This window comes from Corynebacterium sp. 22-2729 (assembly GCF_053479475.1).
On the sequence record NZ_JBRBCA010000005.1, the window covers coordinates 20,405 to 36,892 of the forward strand.

The following is a 16,488-nucleotide window of genomic DNA, read 5'->3' on the forward strand; positions in this document are numbered from 1 at the left end:
TATCAGTTGCCCCAGTTTCGGCGGTCGCATTAGTCGCGCTAGTCGTGGTTGTATTGGTCGTCGTATTGGTCGTTGTATTGGTCTCTGTGTCGCCATCCTCTTCGAGAGACTTCCGGCTGAGAATCACTGTCGAGATCAGCATGACGGCGATCGCAGCTGCCATGTAGGCGTATTCCCATTCTGTAATGCGGAACTTCTCGCCCAGCACGATATATCCCAGAATGAACGCAAAAATCGGCTCCACTACCGTCATTGCGGGCAGGGAATTCTTAAGCGGGCCGGCGTTAAATGACGCTTGTTGTACCGCCGTACCCACTGCTGCGAAAGCCATGAGCGTCCATAGCTCCCAGGAGGCGAGAAGTGCGGGCGCCCCGGAATCGCTAAAGACGTCCACCACAGCCTTCGATAGCACGGCCACATAGCCCATGATCGCGCCGGTGATGGATCCCAAAATCAGCGCGCGCAGCGCCGCTGCCTGCTCCAACGCGTAAACGAAGAAGGCTAGTAGAACCACTGCCCCAATGCCCAGGCAAATAAGCCAGACCGTTAGATCGGGCTCGCGGTGTCCAGGTGCGGGGTTGCCGCGTATCACCAGCACAGCTACTGCTGCGGTTAATAGTCCCGCCCATGCGGTTTCGGACGCCGATATCCGTCGTCCGTCGTACTTCGCGGACAGTGGCAGGGTGAACATCAAGGAGAGGACCAGGATCGGCTGTACTACCAGCAGTGTTCCAAATGCCAGCGCAATGATCTGCAGTAAGTATCCAAAAAGGGCGCTGGCAACACCGACCCACCACATGGGCTGTTTGATGGCATCCATGATGGCGCCGCTGCGGTTTTCGCCGGAAGCGATAGCGATGCGGTGGCGTACCACCGTCCCCCAGGCGATGGTGAGGGCTGAGCCGAGGGCGAAAACAACTGCAAGAGCGTTGTTTTCGATCATCGCGCCCCCTTACCTTTTCTATGCCGTTTCTATCTGCTGTGTTATCTGCACTGCGTTTTTCTCAAAGCTTTACTGGGGTAACTGTATCGGACTCGGGGAGGGGAGTCGATTATTGGTCAGTGGCGCGCGTGTTACGTAAGTGGCGCATGTGATTGTCTGGGGTGGGGCGTCATAAAGAAGAAATAGTTCCCCGAAACCTAGCCTCAACCAAACAGACCAACTAGTCTAAAATCTGATTAAGACTAGAACCGGAAGGTGGCAACAACCAGTGGCGCTCATCGTTCAGAAATACGGCGGCTCCTCGCTGGAAAGCGCGGAGAGGATCCGGCGCGTAGCCGAGCGAATCGTGGAAACCAAGAAGCAGGGAAACGACGTGGTCGTCGTGTGCTCTGCCATGGGAGACACCACCGATGATCTGCTGGAGCTTGCCGAACAGGTCAACCCCGTGCCGCCCGCACGCGAGATGGACATGCTGCTGACCGCCGGTGAGCGCATCTCTAACGCGCTGGTCGCCATGGCTATTAACTCCTTCGGTGCCGAAGCGCAGTCCTTCACCGGTTCCCAGGCAGGTGTGCTGACCACCGAGCGGCACGGCAACGCGCGCATCGTCGACGTGACGCCAGGGCGCGTGCAGGAAGCGTTGGACAACGGGAAGATCTGCCTGGTCGCGGGTTTCCAAGGTGTGAACCGCGAGACGCGCGATGTCACCACCCTGGGCCGTGGCGGATCGGATGCCACCGCCGTCGCGCTCGCCGCCGCGCTCAACGCCGATGTGTGCGAGATCTACTCCGACGTCGACGGCGTGTACACCGCGGATCCGCGCATCGTGCCGAATGCGAAGAAGCTCGACACGATCTCTTTCGAAGAAATGCTGGAAATGGCAGCCGTCGGTGCGAAAGTGCTGATGCTGCGCAGTGTGGAGTACGCTCGCGCATTCGATGTGCCCCTGCGCGTTCGCTCCTCATACAGCACCGACATCGGCACCCTCGTCTCTGGATCAATGGAGGATATTCCCATGGAAGAAGCAGTACTCACCGGTGTGGCCCACGACCGCTCCGAAGCTAAGATCGCCGTCCTCGGTATCCCGGACTCCCCGGGGGAAGCGGCGAAGGTTTTCCGTGCCATCGCTGATGCGGAAATCAACATCGATATGGTCGTGCAGAACATCAGCAAGATCGACAACAACCGCACCGACATCACCTTCACCTGCCCACGCACGGATGCAACCCGCGCGATGCAGCTGTTGAAGACCATCAAGGAGCAGAACGACTGGCAGGACCTCATCTTCGACGATCACGTGGGCAAGGTGTCCTTGGTCGGCGCGGGCATGAAGTCCCACCCCGGCGTAACCGCCGACTTCTGCGAAGCTCTGCGCGATGTAGGTGTCAACATCGAACTGATTAGCACCTCCGAGATTCGCATCTCCGTGCTGATCCGCGACACCGACGTGGACAAGGCCGTACGCGCTATCCACGATCGTTTCCAGCTCGGTGGCGATGAAGAAGCCATTGTGTACGCTGGGACGGGACGTTAAAGTAGTCAAAACAGCAGCTCACATGTGCTGCATGGGCAGCTGAAGAGCGCTAAGCAACACCCCGAAAGATAGAAGAGGTAGATCCCCGAATGACCACCATCGCCGTCGTTGGAGCAACCGGCCAAGTGGGCCGCGTCATGCGCGACATCCTCGTCGAGCGGAACTTCCCGGCGGACAAGGTGCGTTTCTTCGCCTCCGCCCGCTCGGCGGGCAAGACCCTAGAGTTCCGTGGCGAGCAGATCGTCGTCGAGGACGTCGCCGCCACCGCCACTGAGGATTTGCGTGGTATCGACATTGCCCTGTTCTCCGCAGGCGGCGGAACCTCCCGCGAGCACTCCCCGCGCTTCGCCGAAGCTGGCGCGATCGTCGTAGATAACTCCTCGGCATTCCGCAAGGACCCGGAGGTGCCGCTGGTGGTCTCCGAGGTCAACCCGGAGGATGCCAAGCACACCCCAAAGGGAATCATCGCCAACCCGAACTGCACCACCATGGCTGCCATGCCCGTGCTGGGCGTACTGCACAAGGCCGCGGGGCTGAATCGCCTACACGTCAGCTCCTACCAGGCGGTTTCCGGCTCTGGACTGGCCGGAGTGGACGCGCTGGTGCGTCAGGTGCTGGATAACCTGGGCAGTGATGTCAACGGCGAGGCCGACAATAGCGAGGTCGATCAGTCCGAGGGGCTGCGTAAGCTGGTCCACGACGGCTCTGCCCTGCACGCCGACAACCTGGAGCCATATGTAGCGCCCATTGCCTTCAACGCACTGCCGCTGGCTGGCAATCTCGTGGACGATGGTTCCGAGGAAACCGATGAGGAACAGAAGCTGCGCAACGAGTCCCGCAAGATTCTGGGAATCCCCGAACTGCGCGTCGCTGGCACCTGTGTCCGCGTGCCCGTCTTCACCGGTCACACCATGACGATCCACGCAGAATTCGACCGCGAGATCACCCCGGATACCGCCCGCGAGCTGCTGGCCGAGGCTCCGGGTGTGAAGGTAGTGGACGTCCCCACCCCACTGGCTGCCACGGGCATCGACGAGAGCCTGGTCGGACGCATCCGCCAGGATCAGACCGTCGACGGCAACCGTGGCCTCGTGCTGGTCGTCGCTGGCGACAATCTGCGCAAGGGCGCGGCTCTGAACACCATTCAGATCGCGGAGCTGCTGGTTTAGCGGCTAAACCTCGCTACCGCAGCAGCCCGGAGCACACGGCTTGCCGTTGAACGTGTGGCCGAAATCCGGAACCGTGGTCAGTTCACCGACCACTCGTGCCGCCAGGTTTCGCGCGGCCAGCTGATCTTCAGAGAGGTTGGAACTGGGGGCGTCGCTACCAACAACAAGATCGATGACCATCTCGGCGAAACCGGCGGTCAAGCCCGGAGTGGCAACACGCACGAAGGGGATGCCCGCCTTCGCAGCGGCATCGCGTGCCTCGGTATCCAGGTCCCACTGCACCTCCACGTGATCGGTAATGAAACCGACCGGGCACAGCACGATAGCGCGTTTATTGCCAGCCGCAGCGCGCGCCTCAATATGGTCGCACACATCCGGCTCAAGCCACGGCACATGCGGGGAGCCGGAACGTGACTGCCACACGACCTCGACGTCGAGGTTCGTGCCGACGCCGACATCAACCCCTACCGTTTCACCCGTGTGAGCAGGGCCATCCCCGCGGCCACCGACCTTATCGTGCCGAGCCAAATGGCCGGTCCAGCCGTAATCCGCGCCGCTGCCGGGGTGGTCGGCGAAGCTGCTGGACTGCTGAATCAAGCGCGAAGCATCCAACACCTGCTGGGAGTACAGATTCCCGCCGAACTTATGCGGACCGGCGGCCTTATCCGCCACAGTCGGCACGGAGTGCGCGGTGAAGATCAGGTCTGCGTCCTCCGCGATGTCCGCGCCATAGTCAGCCCGCAGCTGAGCACGGGCAGCATCCACTGCCTGGGAGAACTCTGCGATGAAAGTAGGGTGGGAGTGGAACTGCGGAATTCGCTCCACGGTCGGGGGCTGCAGGCCAGCTTTCTCGCACGCATCGATCGCCCTGCGCAGATCTTCCTGGTACTGCGAACAACCCGAGTAACCACCCCAGGCACTGGTGGCGAATACGTAGACGTGGCGGATGCCATCACGGGTCATTTGCTGCAGCGTATCCTCTACATAAGGCTCCCAATTGCGGTTGCCGAAATAGACGGGAAGGTCGATGCCGCGCCGGGAAAGCTCAGCCTCGATATTGCGAATCAGCTGCTTATTTTGGTCGTTGATCGGGGAGCGGCCACCAAGCGCAAAGTAGTGCTCGCCTACCTTTTCCAGGCGTTCGCGGGGGATGCCACGGCCACGTGTGACGTTTTCCAGGAAGGGCACCACGTCTTCGGACTTCTCCGGGCCGCCGAAAGACAGCAGAAGGAGAGCGGAGTCGGGGGCGATGGGCTGGTTGCTGGCGCTCGTGCTCATGTAGACAAGCCTAGCCCTAGCTACCTGACATTCCTTAAACCAGCTGCGCGTCTTCTCGCCCCAGTTCGTGCCGCAGCGCAGCCTCCACAGTGCGGTAGCGGAATGGGTGGCCCAGTTCCTCTAGACGCTTCGGCACCACGTGTTGGTCGGCCAACGCCAGCTCTCTAGCGCCCTGCTTTCCCAGCAGCACCTCCGGGGCCTGCCTGGGCACGGGGATCAGCGGGAAACCACCTCCGACCTTCGCCAGGATCTGTGTGAACTCGGCATTCGTCAGCACTTGCGGGCCCACCGCGTTCACCGGGCCGTTAAGGTTCGGGTCGATGGCCGCACGGTGGTACACATCCACCACATCGTCCAGAGCCACCCATGCGAAGTGCTGGCTGCCGTCACCTAGATGCCCACCGCCCATGCGCACGCTGGTGAGCAGTAAATCCAGCATTTGGGAACCGCCGCCCAAAACCAGCCCACTGCGAACATTTACTACCCGCTTACCCGCTGCACGAACCGGTTCGGTTGCCTGCTCCCAACCCGCTACGATTTCCGCCAATACGCCACCGCCCTGTTCTGCGGATTCATCCGCGAGGGTGGCGCGATCATTGCCGTAAAACCCGACGGCAGAGGCACACACCATCGTCTCCACGCTAGGGGTTTCCGCCACCAGTCGCGCCAGCTTCTCAGTCGGGCCCAACCGCGAATCGCGTACTTTCGCCACATGCTGGTCGGTGAACCGGCCTGCGATGGGGTGGCCACCCAAGTGGATCAGTACGTGCACTCCGTCGAGCAGACCGCGCGCCGGGTTTTCTGGGTTCCACTTCCGCACCGTATCGCTTAAGCCCCTACCCCCAGCGCCGTGGGCGCTGCCATTGCCGCGCTGCAGACGAATTACCTCATGCCCCGCCAGTTCCAATAGTGCGCACAGTTGCGTGCCTACCAAACCACCAGAGCCAGTGACCGCGATGCGTAGTGGATCCTCTTGCAAACGCCGGGCGAACTTCAAGTGCTGCACATCAGCCTGCAGCTGGTTCTGCCGATATGCGAACACCCCCTCAAAAGCCTTTTTCGCAGCCCACCTCGGCAGATTGGTGTGCACAGTGTCAGTGATGACTGTCGCCGCTGCCTTGCCTTGTGTGTCCGCAGACCGGAACTCATGTGTGTGTTCCCACCCCGTGAGCGTGCCGAGCGCCGGGGTTGCGCACACATCGCGAAAAGCCCGCCGATCCGGTGCAGCTCCCTCATAACCTCCAGCCTGGTGCTGTGCCACCCAGGTCACCCCGCCGGGCAGCGCAAACGTCGTCACCCCATCGCGCAGGGACTCTGCCTGTTCGATGAGTTTCATGCGCGTGAAACCTGGCGTCAGACGACGAACGATTCCTGGGCGCCCGTGCAGCGCCCAGACGTCGTCCAGGCCCAAAGGAATGCGGTGAGAAAAGGCGATGGTGCTCATGCCCGCCACCTTATATAAAGCTAGGCCACCCCGAAGCGGCGCTTCGGGCTCTTCTGCCCTTCCTTGGTGACGCCACCGTGCCCCTCGCCGGCCATCTCAACCAAATCCGCACGCGCGCGAGCTACACGAGAACGGATCGTGCCGACGCGCACATTCGCGATCTTTGCGGCCTCGGCGTAGGTGTAGCCCAGTACCTGCGTAAGGATCAGGGCCTCGCGCCGGTCGGCTTCCAGCCGGTCGATGAGGGCGCGGGTGTCCACCCATTCCGCCCAGCTCTGACCGCCAGTGGTCTCGGCGGCGGGAGTGGAGCTGGTGGCGTCCTCGATCTCCATGGCAGAGCTACGAGGACGAGCCATATCGTGGCGAACACTATCGACCCACACGCGGCGCGCCAGAGACAGGATCCAGGTGCGTGCCGTGGAACGCGCAGCGAAGCGCGGGAGGGCACTTAAAACCCGCAGGTAGGTCTCCTGCGTTAGGTCATCCGCGCGGTCTGTATCTGCAAGGTGTGCCAGGAGGCGCCACACGTCGTCGTGTGTTGCAGAAATAAACTCCGTGAGTGCCTGGCGGTCGCCACTGGCGGCGCGCAGGGCGAGATCGGTGACAGCGGCATCGCGTGCCTGGCTGTCTGGTGCCTGGCTGGTCATGGAGTGATCCTAACACGCGGTGCGCGGAATTCTGGCAAGGTGGGTTGAAGAGCCGACTCAGGTATCAGGAGGTACCCATGACTGCTACAAACGACAAACACAACAGCACAGAGGCCATCACATCCGCGAAGGACGTAGCCTCCCGCGGCGTGTGCCCATACTCCGGGGTTTCAACGAACGTGAACGGCTCCCCAGTCAGCACCGAAGAGCATTCGGCCACGGTAGGCGAGCAAGGTCCGCTGCTGCTGTCCGACGTACACCTCGTGGAAAAGCATGCGCACTTTAACCGCGAGCGCATCCCAGAGCGCAATGTGCACGCCAAGGGTTCCGGCGCCTTCGGCGAGCTGACGATCACCGAGGATGTATCCAAGTACACCAAGGCCGATCTGTTCCAGCCAGGCCGCGTGACCCCGATGCTGGCCCGCTTCTCCACCGTTGCAGGCGAGCAGGGCTTCCCCGATGCGGTACGCGACGTACGCGGATTCTCGCTGAAGTTCTACACCCAGGAAGGCAACTACGACATCGTGGGCAACAACACCCCGGTGTTCTTCCTACGCGATGGCATTAAGTTCCCCGACTTCATCCGCTCCCAGAAGCGCCTGTCGGATTCCGGTCTGCGCTCGGCGGATATGCAGTGGGACTTCTGGACCCGCTCCCCGGAGAGCGCACACCAAGTGACCTATCTGATGGGTGATCGCGGTATCCCGACCGATTTCCGTCACATGGACGGCTTCGGCTCCCACACCTACCAGTGGATTAACTCTGCCGGCGAGCGTTTCTGGGTGAAGTACCACTTCAAGACCCGCCAGGGTTGGAAGTTCTACAGCGATGACGAAGCCGCCGAGGTCATTGCTTCCGGTAACTTCGATTCTTCACGCCAGGATCTTTATGACGCCATCGAGCGTGGTGACTATCCGACGTGGGATGTAAAGGTACAGATCATGCCTGTTGCCGAGGCCGAGGGCTACCGTTGGAACCCCTTCGACCTGACCAAGACGTGGTCGCAGAAGGATTACCCGTTGATCCCGGTCGGCCACTTCACGCTCAACGAGAACCCGCAGAACTTCTTCGCGCAGATCGAGCAGGCTGCTTTTGCGCCCTCGAACCTCGTGCCGGGTATCGGCCTATCCCCGGACAAGATGCTGCTGGCTCGCGCCTTCGCTTATGCCGATACGCAGCGCTACCGACTGGGTGTGAACTTCCACCAGCTGCCTTCTAACCGCTCCGTGGTGGCAGAGAAGAACTACTACACGGCCAAGGACGGCGCGGGTAACCAGGAGTTCCCACCGGCAGGTACGCCCGTGTACTCTCCGAACCGCTTTGAGCGCCCCGAGGGTGCCAACGACGTCAACGATGGTTCCGGCGCTGTCGAGCAGGGAGTTGGTGCTGGTGAGTCGCAGTACGGCTTTGGCCGGGGCCAAGAATCCGCCCGCACTGCCGCCGAGGAGTTGGGTCTGTTTGATGACCTGCACGGCACCGACCTCACCCGTGGCGCCTATGTCCGCCACCCGGAGGATGATGACTTTATCCAGGCAGGCCAGCTGGTGCGCGAGGTCTTGGATGACGCTGCCCGGGAGCGCCTCGCCGGCAATATCGCAGGCGCTATGGAGGGTGTATCTGACCAGGTGGCAGAACAGTGCTGGACTTACTGGGGCAAGGTGGACGAGAACCTGCGCGACCGGGTGAAGGAGATCTTCACCAGTAAGTAGGCACTATGCGCCCCGGAGCCATGCGGAGGCGCGAGGTAAGCGAGTTCACGTAGGCTGGGCGCCGAGCGGTGGCGACAAGATCACCCCGCCCAGAGCGAGCTTTAGAAATAACGCTAGAGATCACTTCGACAAGCAGATTGAAGAAAGGACTGTTCTTCACATGAGCGACGTACTGTACACAGCAAAGGCAATTTCTACCGGCGGTGGCCGCGACGGCCACGTCGCTACCGATGACCGTCAGATCGATCTGGACGTTCGCCCGCCGCAGGCACTGGGTGGTTCCGGCGAGGGCACCAACCCGGAGCAGCTTGTATCCGCCGGTTGGGCAGCATGCTTCAACGGCGCTCTGCAGAAGACCATCAAGGAAGCCGGCGTCGAGATGGAGCAGACCCCGGAGGTTACCGTCGAAACTTCCCTGAACAAGGTTCCGGAAGGCTTCCGTCTGTCCGCGAAGATCACCGCCACCATCTTCGGCGTGGATCAGGCTAAGGCCGATGAGCTGGTCGCTGACGCACACGCGTTCTGCCCTTACTCCAAGGCCATGCGCGGTGAGATCGACGTGGAAGCCGTTGCCGTCGTCGGCTAAGAGTTTTTAGCTTTCGCGGGAGACCCCCGTACAGCGAATCCAAAACAAGGGAGCCAGCCCCCACCTTTGCGTGGGCGCTGGCTCCCTTGATGTTTGCGAGACTGGGAATCTCGCTCTGCCTGGAAGCCTACTTCGGCTCCTTCGCTTTTTGACCGCCAGACAGCGGCACCGTGTGATCCCAGTGCGTGGCGTGCAGCGCACGGCCCATCACATACGAGCCGACAGCACCCACCACCAGCAATGCGGTAATAGCCACAATGGCGCGGATCAGCTCACCTAGAATGAATCCCTCCGTCGACCAGGAGTACACAAGGTTGGAGCAGATCAGCAGCGGAAGTCCCACGCCGACAGCTGGACCTACCATGTTGACCTGACTGAGGGCGTCCGGAGCAAGGTACATCGCGCGGGCAGAAACAAAGATAAAGATGGACCCCAGAATGGCAAGCACACCTGCGGTAATTGCGCCGAGCCACCCGGGCTCGTTGAACTCGACCATGTCGCCGGCAGCGGCGAGGAGTGTGGTGGACATTTAGCGCCTCCCTCGGGAAATGATGCGGGCATAAGCGATCGTCGACAGTGCGCCGAACAATCCGGCGAAGAGCGCGACCTCGTAGGTGATTGCTGTGCGGTGAAAGATCGAATAGCACAGGAACAACCCGGCCATCGCCATGAATACCATGTCGGAAAGGACAGCGCGGCGGGCGTCATTATGGGTAGACACCGCGCGCCACAGCACCGTAAACAGGGCGATAACAACGATGGCGGCGGCGATGCCCACCAGGATGTTGAGTAGGTCCTTGGGCTCCATCTACTTGCCTTTCTGCTTCGGGGTTTTCTTGGCTCTGCCCGGGTGTTCCTTCGGATACAGCGGATCGTACAAAGTCTCTCCGGGTTTGGTCTTCCCCTCCTGGTCGGGTAGCGACGCCCCCAGGTTGTCCCCGCGGAAAGTATCAATATCGGGGGTGGCGTTCGAGATCCGCGCCTTGGCGCGTTCCGCATTTCGGCGGGCGATTTCGTAGCGCTCCTTTCGATCCATATCCCGCACGTCGGAGGGGTTCTTCTCTTCCTCATCAGACTGCAGGATCGCGGCAACGAAAGCAGCGGCGTGTGGGGTGGAATCCACCTTCTCCACATCGAAAACCGTCTCGTCGGAGGCGCGGCCGCCACGGGAACCTCGGAAACCGCGCGGACCGGGGCGCCCCTTCTCCACCAGGTACTGCACATCGAAATTCAGCGGCTTTTCCTTCACCGAAGGAGCGAGGTGCTCCTCCATATCCGCCAAGCTATCCAGCAGTTCCTGGGGATCTGAACCGTACATGGCGTGCACTGCCAGGAAGCGTTGTACGTGGTACAAACCGTGAGTGTTGAACTCCGAACGGGCTACGGCGAATGCGTCCTTTGAGTTGCGTTCGCCCGCCACCGCGTCGTAGTCAACCTCTTTCGGGCCGGTCACACCCAAGGACAGGGTGCCGGGGGTCATGGTGATCGAAGCGATGAAAGCGGCGATATCCCGCTCGCTGGTTACGCGCAGCGGGTAGTAGATCACCACCGGTGCGATATTGCGGCCAGTGCCGAGGGTATCGATGGCCATCACTACAGATTCCTTGATGATCTGCCCCGTCAACCAGGTGGCGTACCACAGCGCGTGGCCGGTGGATTTCACCGCGTGGACAATACTGAACTTTGCCATGGCTTAGTGTTCCTCCCCGTGCTGGGTCGGTTGCTCTTGGTTCTCCCTTTCGACGCGCTCCTTAAAGGCGTCATCGTTCGTCGAACTCCGAGCGTCCGTAGGGACGTTATCCAATCCGCTTGGCCCGGGCGGCAGAACCACGCCGATGGCCTCATCTGGATCGCCGAGCACCGCTTCAACGTAGGCCGTCGTATCGGTTAGGTTGTCGGCGGCTTTGTTGATCTGCTGGAAGACCGGACCGGCACCGATGAACATGCCGACGGAAATCAGCATCATCACTGCCGACGGCCATACGTAGCGGCTCGGCACGCGCAGCTCCGGGTTGGTTTCGTTGGCGTTCATTTGTCGTCCCCAGAACACCTCGCGCCATACGTAGATCATGGAGACCAGGGCACCAATTGAGGAGATGATGATCGCGCCGATGGCTACCCATGTCTTCCATGTACCGTCCTGAGCTACGCCGAAGACGAGGGCGAGTTTGCCCCAAAGGCCAGAAAACGGAGGTAGGCCGACAATCGCCAGGGCGCCTGCGGCGAAGACAATGGAGACGAAACGGTCGCGGCGTAGCAGGCCCGACAGTTTGCGCACACGGCCGGAACCGTAGGTTTCCTCGATCGCGCCGGAGGCCATAATCAGTGCCCCGGCGACGATCATATGGTGCAGCATGTAGAACAGTCCGGCGCTGATCATCAGGCGCGCATTATCGCTCAAGAACGCCAGGCTGATCAGGATGAATGGGATGCCATTGACCATCTGATAGGCAAGGACGCTGCGCATTGTAGTTTCGCCAAGGCCGGCAAAGCCACCGATCAGCATGCCCAGCACCATGATCACCAGGATGGCCCACGACCAGGTGGGATCCCCCTCGAAGACGGTTAGGTACACGCGGAAGATGGCGTAGATGCCAACCTTGGTATGCAGGGCGGAGAATAGTGCCATCACTGCGGGGGAAGTAGAGGGGTAGGCGCGGGGCAGCCAGGTGTGGACTGGCGCCACACCCGACTTAACGGCAAGTGCTAGCAGCACCATGCCAAGGGGGACTACCAGTTGCCATTGATTGCCGAACACTCCCTCGGCGAATTCGGTGCCGCGCGGGCCGGCGGCGCCCGCCAGAGCCGCGAGGTTGGTGGTGCCCACAACTGCGTAGACCAGCACCACGCCGGAGAGCAGCAGCAGGGAGGTCACCAGGTTCACGACAATGAACATCCTGCCCGCGGCCAGGCGTGCCCACGTGCCCGTCATGGCCAGCAGGCCGAAGGAGGGCATCAACATGACCTCGATAAACACAAAGAGGTTGAACAGATCCGCGGTAAGCAACGCACCCCACACACCGCCGATAAGCATCAGAGTGAGGGCGGGGTAGAAGCGGGTTCGTGTCTCCCCAACCACGTCGGCAAACCAATTGGCGACAAGGGCGACGACGGAGGTCGTCAGGATCATGATGCCCGCCAGATTGTCGGCGGCCAGGGGGATGGAGATACCACCGATAAAGCCGCCGACGTTATCGACCATCACCGTATGGGGTTCGCTGACCTTGGTCAGTACCCACAGGCTGGCGCCGATGCCGAACATAGGCACCAGTAGGCCGAGTGCGCGACGCACAGCACTCCATGGAGCCATCGCAGCGACGGCAGCGGAGAGCAGTGGAACGGCGATAAACAGGCTGAGTAGGGAACTTCCGGTCATTACTTCTGTCCCTCCTGTAGGCCATCCTCATCCGTGCATGAGTGCACCTCGGTGTAGTCGTTCGCGCCGAGTTTCTTGGACTTGTGCTCTTCGACCACACCGCCGTGCGTCTTGGCATCCTCGTAGTTCTTCCACCCCATGGTCTGCAGGGTGCGCAGGCGGCGGGAAGCGGTCTCTACGTCGTCGGTGCCGATAGTGTCATCGTCGCGGCCAAGTGCGGCCATGGCGAGCATGACGGCAGTGGAAGCCATTGAAATCACGATGGCGGTCAGGACGAACGCCTGTGGCAGCGGGTCGGCAGCCTGTTCCGGGGTAGCCCGATCCATGAGGGGATCCATACGCCAGGCGCCGATGCCCGCGGCGAGGATCAGCAGGTTCACACCGTGGCCCAAGAGCGTGATGCCCATGATGATTCGCAGCATTCCACGCTGCATCACCAGGTACACGCCGCCGGCGACCAGGATGGCGATGATGGCTGCGATGATCACTGTTGCTCTCCCTTCTGCTCGTCTGGTTCTTCATTGATGACGCCATCAGGCTCATCTGCCTGCACAGTCCCGTTGTCTTTCTGCGTCGGCACCGGTGCACGGGCCGCTTCGCGCTCTGCCCGGTGGGCTTCTTCCTCCGCCTTTGCAGCGGCTGATACCTGGGAAGGATTCAACGGAATATTGCTGCCACCAACGGTGACGGCGACTGGCGAAGGTTTCTTGGCCGGGGTTTCCTTGCCCTCGATAGGGGCGGGGCGCTTGCCCTTGGAGTTCAACCCCATCTTCTGTTTTGCGTTCTGGGCACGGAACTTCGACTTCAGTGTTGCCGGGTCCGTACCCGGCCGTTCGCGACCACCCATCTGGTTGATAACAATGACCACCAGGCCGAGCACTGCCAAGTACACACCACCGTCGAAAATCAGCGAGGTGGATACGTGCTGCCCCAGAATCTCTCCGTGGATGGGGGCGAGGAAGCCGTCACTGATGTAGCCGATCAAGCCGGTGATAAGTGCCATCGCCATACCGGCACCGACGAAGGTGTAGGCAACCTGGTCAGTGAGCGTCTTCTTCGCCCGAGCCTGCGCCAGGTAGTACATGAAGATGCCACAGGCCGCGATCAGGGCGGCGACGAATCCGCCGCCCGGAGCCTGGTGTCCGCGCCAGAACGTCGCAGCAGACAAGAGCGCCAGGATCGGAACCAACGGATATAGTGTCATCCGGGAGTTAATTGAGTTCAAGTGCGTGGAGCGCAGGTATTTGGAGTAGAACGGTGCCAGCTCCGGAACCTTGTGGACGTCCGGGAACCGAGTGGAACCGGGTGCGCGGAATAGCTCTGCGGTGGAACCCGGGCCATAGCCCGGAACCGGGGAGCGCGGGATGGACTTGATCAATGCGGCAATCACAATGCCCGCCATGCCCAGCACTGACAGCTCGCCCAAAGTATCGAAAGCACGGAACTCCACCAGGATGACGGCGACGACGTTGTTGCCGCCGGAGATCTCCGGGGTTTTCTCCAGGTACCACTGTGCGATCTCGGGTTTGTCGTGGCGGCCGATAAGCAGCCATGACCCCAGGAAAGTAACTAGGCCAACGAGCACCGCCAGAACCGTGGCGAAGCGCGTGCGGTTGGCTCCTTCACGCAGGTACAAGCGCGGTTGGTGGCGGATAACCAGCATCATGATGACCACCACGCAGAACTCAACCAGCAGCTGGGTCGTAGCCACATCAGGTGCGCCCAAGGTCAGCATGACCCAGGAAACACCCACGCCAACGATGCCAACCAGCACAACGGAGGCCAGACGCGAACGCGTTCCGATCATCGCCAATACACCCAGGCCCACGATCACGAGGCCCACTAGGTCCACAATGCTGTCGATGCCCTCGACCCGCGGGCTCAGATCCGCCAGCCCCTCGATACGCCCCGGCCCCAGCAGGGCAAAGCCCGCCAGCAGGATCAGCATGGAGAAGATCCACACCACGTGCCGGTTGGGGTTCACAGAGTTCGCCAGGCGGCCAAAAGCGCGGCCGAACTTCGTGGAACGTTCGATGAATGCAGTAATCATCTCCGCGCCCGTTGCCACCCCGAGTCGCTTGCCCTCGAGCGGCTGGAGCAGGGGGCGTCGATAAATAACAACAATAAGACCCACGACCAGTACCGCGACAGAGATACCCAAAGGCACCGTCAGTCCATGCCAGAGCGCTAAGTGCGTATGTGCATGGCCGAGCCCTGTAGCCTCCACCACCTGATCGATCGTCTCATCGAAGATACCCATGAACGCGACAACCGGCAGCGATAGCACGCCGGGCAGCACGGCAGGCAGCCATAGATTCACCGGGGCTTCCTTGACATGCGAGACATCCTTGGGCCCGTCGACAAAGGCACCCAGCACATAGCGGGCGGAGTACACGAGCGTGGCAAGTGCGCCGATACCCGCCGCGACCAGCAGGACGATGACGCCCACATTGCTCAGTGGCGCATCTTCGAAGGCAGTGAGCATGCCTTCCTTCGAAACGAAGCCGAAGGTTGGGGGAATCGCTGCCATTGACGCCGCCGCGATCACAGCGGAAACGAAAGTGAAAGGCATCTGGCGCCACAGCGGGCCAAGGCGGCGAATATCGCGCGACCCGGCTTGGTGGTCGACCACACCGGCGATCATGAACAGGGAGGACTTAAACAGCGCATGGGCGGCGGTATGAACCAGCGCGGCGCTGATAGCGAAGGGAGTGCCCACGCCGATGGTCGCGACGATCCAGCCCAACTGGGAGACAGTGGAGTAGGCGGTGAGCTTCTTTAGATCCGTCTTTTGGATCGCGAACACGGCGCCCATGATGGCGGTCGTCATGCCGATGACGATGAGCAGCGTATGCCAGGCCATGACGCCCTCGAAGAGGCCGGAGAAGCGCAGCAGCAGATACACGCCCGCCTTCACGACGGCGGCGGCATGCAGAAAGGCAGAGACCGGGGTGTCAGCGGCCATGGCCTCGGGCAGCCAGAAGTGGAAGGGGATTTGTGCGGCCTTTGAAAACGCGGCCAGGGCGATAAGGACGGCGACGATAGCCAGACGCACGTCCTGGCCGTCCCAGGCGGGGGAGTGCAGCATGGCCGTGAGATCCGTCGTGCCCGTGGTGACCACACCGATACCGAGTGCCGCCAGCAGGAACAGACCACCGACAAAGGTCAGCAGCAAGGTGCGGATCGAACCGGCCTCGCCGCCAGAACCCGAGCGGGCGATAAGGAAGAACGAAGCCAGGGAGACAAGCTCCCAGCCGATGAACAGCAGCGCTACGTCGTCCGCCAGTACCAGTAGTAGAACTGCCAGCATAAACGAGGTCATGAGCACGTAGAAGCTCATGATTTTGTCGCCCCTGTGCAGGTAGGCGGCGGAGTAGATAAAGACCACGGCACCGATAAGGAGAGCCAGGAGGGTGAAGAACAGCCCCAGAGAGTCCATCTTCAGAGACAGATCGAGGGCTGTTGAGTTGCCCGTGGATGCTGCGCCCACGCTTGCGTTACCTGCGCCGCTCGCTCCGGATAGGAAATTTTGGATCCAGGTGACAGACCACGTGGCAGTCTCGCCATTCAAGACCGGGTCGGCATGTTTGATCACGTACCCCGCGAGCGCCAGGAAAGTCAGGCCCAAGGGCCAGCCGGCGTTTCGGTCAAGAGTCTTGACCAACAGGGGGACGAGGATGAGTGCCACCGCTATGGTGACGGGGACGGCCAACAATGCCACGTGTCTACAACACCCTAACCAACGAGTTCGACGACGATTTCTTAGGCAAACACATAATCGCCTTCAACGTCCCGAACTACG

Annotated in this window: 13 protein-coding genes and 1 pseudogene; 4 read left to right on the forward strand and 10 right to left on the reverse strand. The window is 61.2% G+C overall.

Features of this window, described 5'->3' with window-relative positions; all coding sequences use genetic code 11:
- Positions 1–97: 97 nt before the first annotated feature.
- A pseudogene (locus ACUY2T_RS04700) lies at positions 98–943 on the reverse strand (DMT family transporter); the annotation flags it as partial.
- A gap of 268 nt (positions 944–1,211) precedes the next feature.
- Between ACUY2T_RS04700 and ACUY2T_RS04705 the strand changes: the two are divergent.
- Together ACUY2T_RS04705 and ACUY2T_RS04710 are read left to right on the forward strand one after the other, a co-directional pair.
- Positions 1,212–2,477, forward strand: a complete 1,266-nt coding sequence (locus tag ACUY2T_RS04705; protein WP_293790898.1) for an aspartate kinase — start codon at positions 1,212–1,214, stop codon at positions 2,475–2,477.
- Between the two features lie 89 nt (positions 2,478–2,566).
- The gene (locus tag ACUY2T_RS04710) at positions 2,567–3,646 is read left to right on the forward strand and encodes an aspartate-semialdehyde dehydrogenase (RefSeq protein ID WP_448307751.1); all 1,080 of its coding nucleotides are present in this window, start codon (positions 2,567–2,569) and stop codon (positions 3,644–3,646) included.
- A 3-nt stretch (positions 3,647–3,649) separates the two neighbouring features.
- On the opposite strand, the gene ACUY2T_RS04715 is transcribed toward ACUY2T_RS04710, so the two are convergent.
- The 3 genes from ACUY2T_RS04715 to ACUY2T_RS04725 are packed head-to-tail and all read right to left on the reverse strand — an operon-like array spanning position 3,650 to position 7,015.
- Entirely contained in the window at positions 3,650–4,924 is a 1,275-nt protein-coding gene (locus tag ACUY2T_RS04715) for a ferrochelatase (protein WP_448307752.1), read from the reverse strand.
- A gap of 34 nt (positions 4,925–4,958) precedes the next feature.
- Positions 4,959–6,368, reverse strand: a complete 1,410-nt coding sequence (locus ACUY2T_RS04720; protein WP_448307753.1) for a TIGR01777 family oxidoreductase — start codon at positions 6,366–6,368, stop codon at positions 4,959–4,961.
- A gap of 20 nt (positions 6,369–6,388) precedes the next feature.
- On the reverse strand, positions 6,389–7,015 hold the full coding sequence (locus ACUY2T_RS04725) for an RNA polymerase sigma factor (RefSeq protein ID WP_448307754.1): 627 nt from the start codon (positions 7,013–7,015) through the stop codon (positions 6,389–6,391).
- A gap of 77 nt (positions 7,016–7,092) precedes the next feature.
- Between ACUY2T_RS04725 and ACUY2T_RS04730 the strand changes: the two genes are divergently transcribed.
- Entirely contained in the window at positions 7,093–8,724 is a 1,632-nt protein-coding gene (locus ACUY2T_RS04730; protein ID WP_448307755.1) for a catalase, read from the forward strand.
- Between the two features lie 160 nt (positions 8,725–8,884).
- On the forward strand, positions 8,885–9,310 hold the full coding sequence (locus ACUY2T_RS04735; protein WP_293790892.1) for an organic hydroperoxide resistance protein: 426 nt from the start codon (positions 8,885–8,887) through the stop codon (positions 9,308–9,310).
- A gap of 127 nt (positions 9,311–9,437) precedes the next feature.
- Here the strand turns inward: ACUY2T_RS04735 and ACUY2T_RS04740 are convergent, their stop codons facing one another.
- From ACUY2T_RS04740 to ACUY2T_RS04765, 6 genes are read right to left on the reverse strand one after another with little or no spacing between them, the layout of a single operon-like run.
- The gene (locus ACUY2T_RS04740; RefSeq protein ID WP_448307756.1) at positions 9,438–9,839 is read right to left on the reverse strand and encodes a Na+/H+ antiporter subunit G; all 402 of its coding nucleotides are present in this window, start codon (positions 9,837–9,839) and stop codon (positions 9,438–9,440) included.
- On the reverse strand, positions 9,840–10,118 hold the full coding sequence (locus tag ACUY2T_RS04745) for a monovalent cation/H+ antiporter complex subunit F (RefSeq protein WP_293790890.1): 279 nt from the start codon (positions 10,116–10,118) through the stop codon (positions 9,840–9,842). It abuts the gene before it with no gap.
- Positions 10,119–11,000, reverse strand: a complete 882-nt coding sequence (locus tag ACUY2T_RS04750; RefSeq protein WP_448307757.1) for a Na+/H+ antiporter subunit E — start codon at positions 10,998–11,000, stop codon at positions 10,119–10,121.
- 3 nt (positions 11,001–11,003) lie between these two features.
- Positions 11,004–12,686: a monovalent cation/H+ antiporter subunit D family protein gene (locus ACUY2T_RS04755; protein WP_448307758.1), complete on the reverse strand. Its 1,683-nt coding sequence runs from the start codon at positions 12,684–12,686 to the stop codon at positions 11,004–11,006.
- A complete protein-coding gene (locus ACUY2T_RS04760; protein ID WP_448307759.1) occupies positions 12,686–13,174 on the reverse strand; it encodes a cation:proton antiporter subunit C in 489 nt (162 codons plus the stop codon). The genes ACUY2T_RS04755 and ACUY2T_RS04760 overlap by 1 nt, the downstream gene beginning before the upstream one ends.
- Positions 13,171–16,401, reverse strand: a complete 3,231-nt coding sequence (locus ACUY2T_RS04765) for a DUF4040 family protein (protein WP_448307853.1) — start codon at positions 16,399–16,401, stop codon at positions 13,171–13,173. The genes ACUY2T_RS04760 and ACUY2T_RS04765 overlap by 4 nt, the downstream gene beginning before the upstream one ends.
- Between the last annotated feature and the right edge of the window lie 87 nt (positions 16,402–16,488).

Excerpts from the sequence above, each read along its gene's own strand:
- ACUY2T_RS04710 (WP_448307751.1), top strand. The coding sequence starts at position 2,567 with ATGACCACCATCGCCGTCGTTGGAGCAACCGGCCAAGTGGGCCGCGTC.
- ACUY2T_RS04715 (WP_448307752.1), bottom strand. The coding sequence starts at position 4,924 with ATGAGCACGAGCGCCAGCAACCAGCCCATCGCCCCCGACTCCGCTCTC.
- ACUY2T_RS04720 (WP_448307753.1), bottom strand. The coding sequence starts at position 6,368 with ATGAGCACCATCGCCTTTTCTCACCGCATTCCTTTGGGCCTGGACGAC.
- ACUY2T_RS04725 (WP_448307754.1), bottom strand. The coding sequence starts at position 7,015 with ATGACCAGCCAGGCACCAGACAGCCAGGCACGCGATGCCGCTGTCACC.
- ACUY2T_RS04730 (WP_448307755.1), top strand. The coding sequence starts at position 7,093 with ATGACTGCTACAAACGACAAACACAACAGCACAGAGGCCATCACATCC.
- ACUY2T_RS04735 (WP_293790892.1), top strand. The coding sequence starts at position 8,885 with ATGAGCGACGTACTGTACACAGCAAAGGCAATTTCTACCGGCGGTGGC.
- ACUY2T_RS04740 (WP_448307756.1), bottom strand. The coding sequence starts at position 9,839 with ATGTCCACCACACTCCTCGCCGCTGCCGGCGACATGGTCGAGTTCAAC.
- ACUY2T_RS04745 (WP_293790890.1), bottom strand. The coding sequence starts at position 10,118 with ATGGAGCCCAAGGACCTACTCAACATCCTGGTGGGCATCGCCGCCGCC.
- ACUY2T_RS04750 (WP_448307757.1), bottom strand. The coding sequence starts at position 11,000 with ATGGCAAAGTTCAGTATTGTCCACGCGGTGAAATCCACCGGCCACGCG.
- ACUY2T_RS04755 (WP_448307758.1), bottom strand. The coding sequence starts at position 12,686 with ATGACCGGAAGTTCCCTACTCAGCCTGTTTATCGCCGTTCCACTGCTC.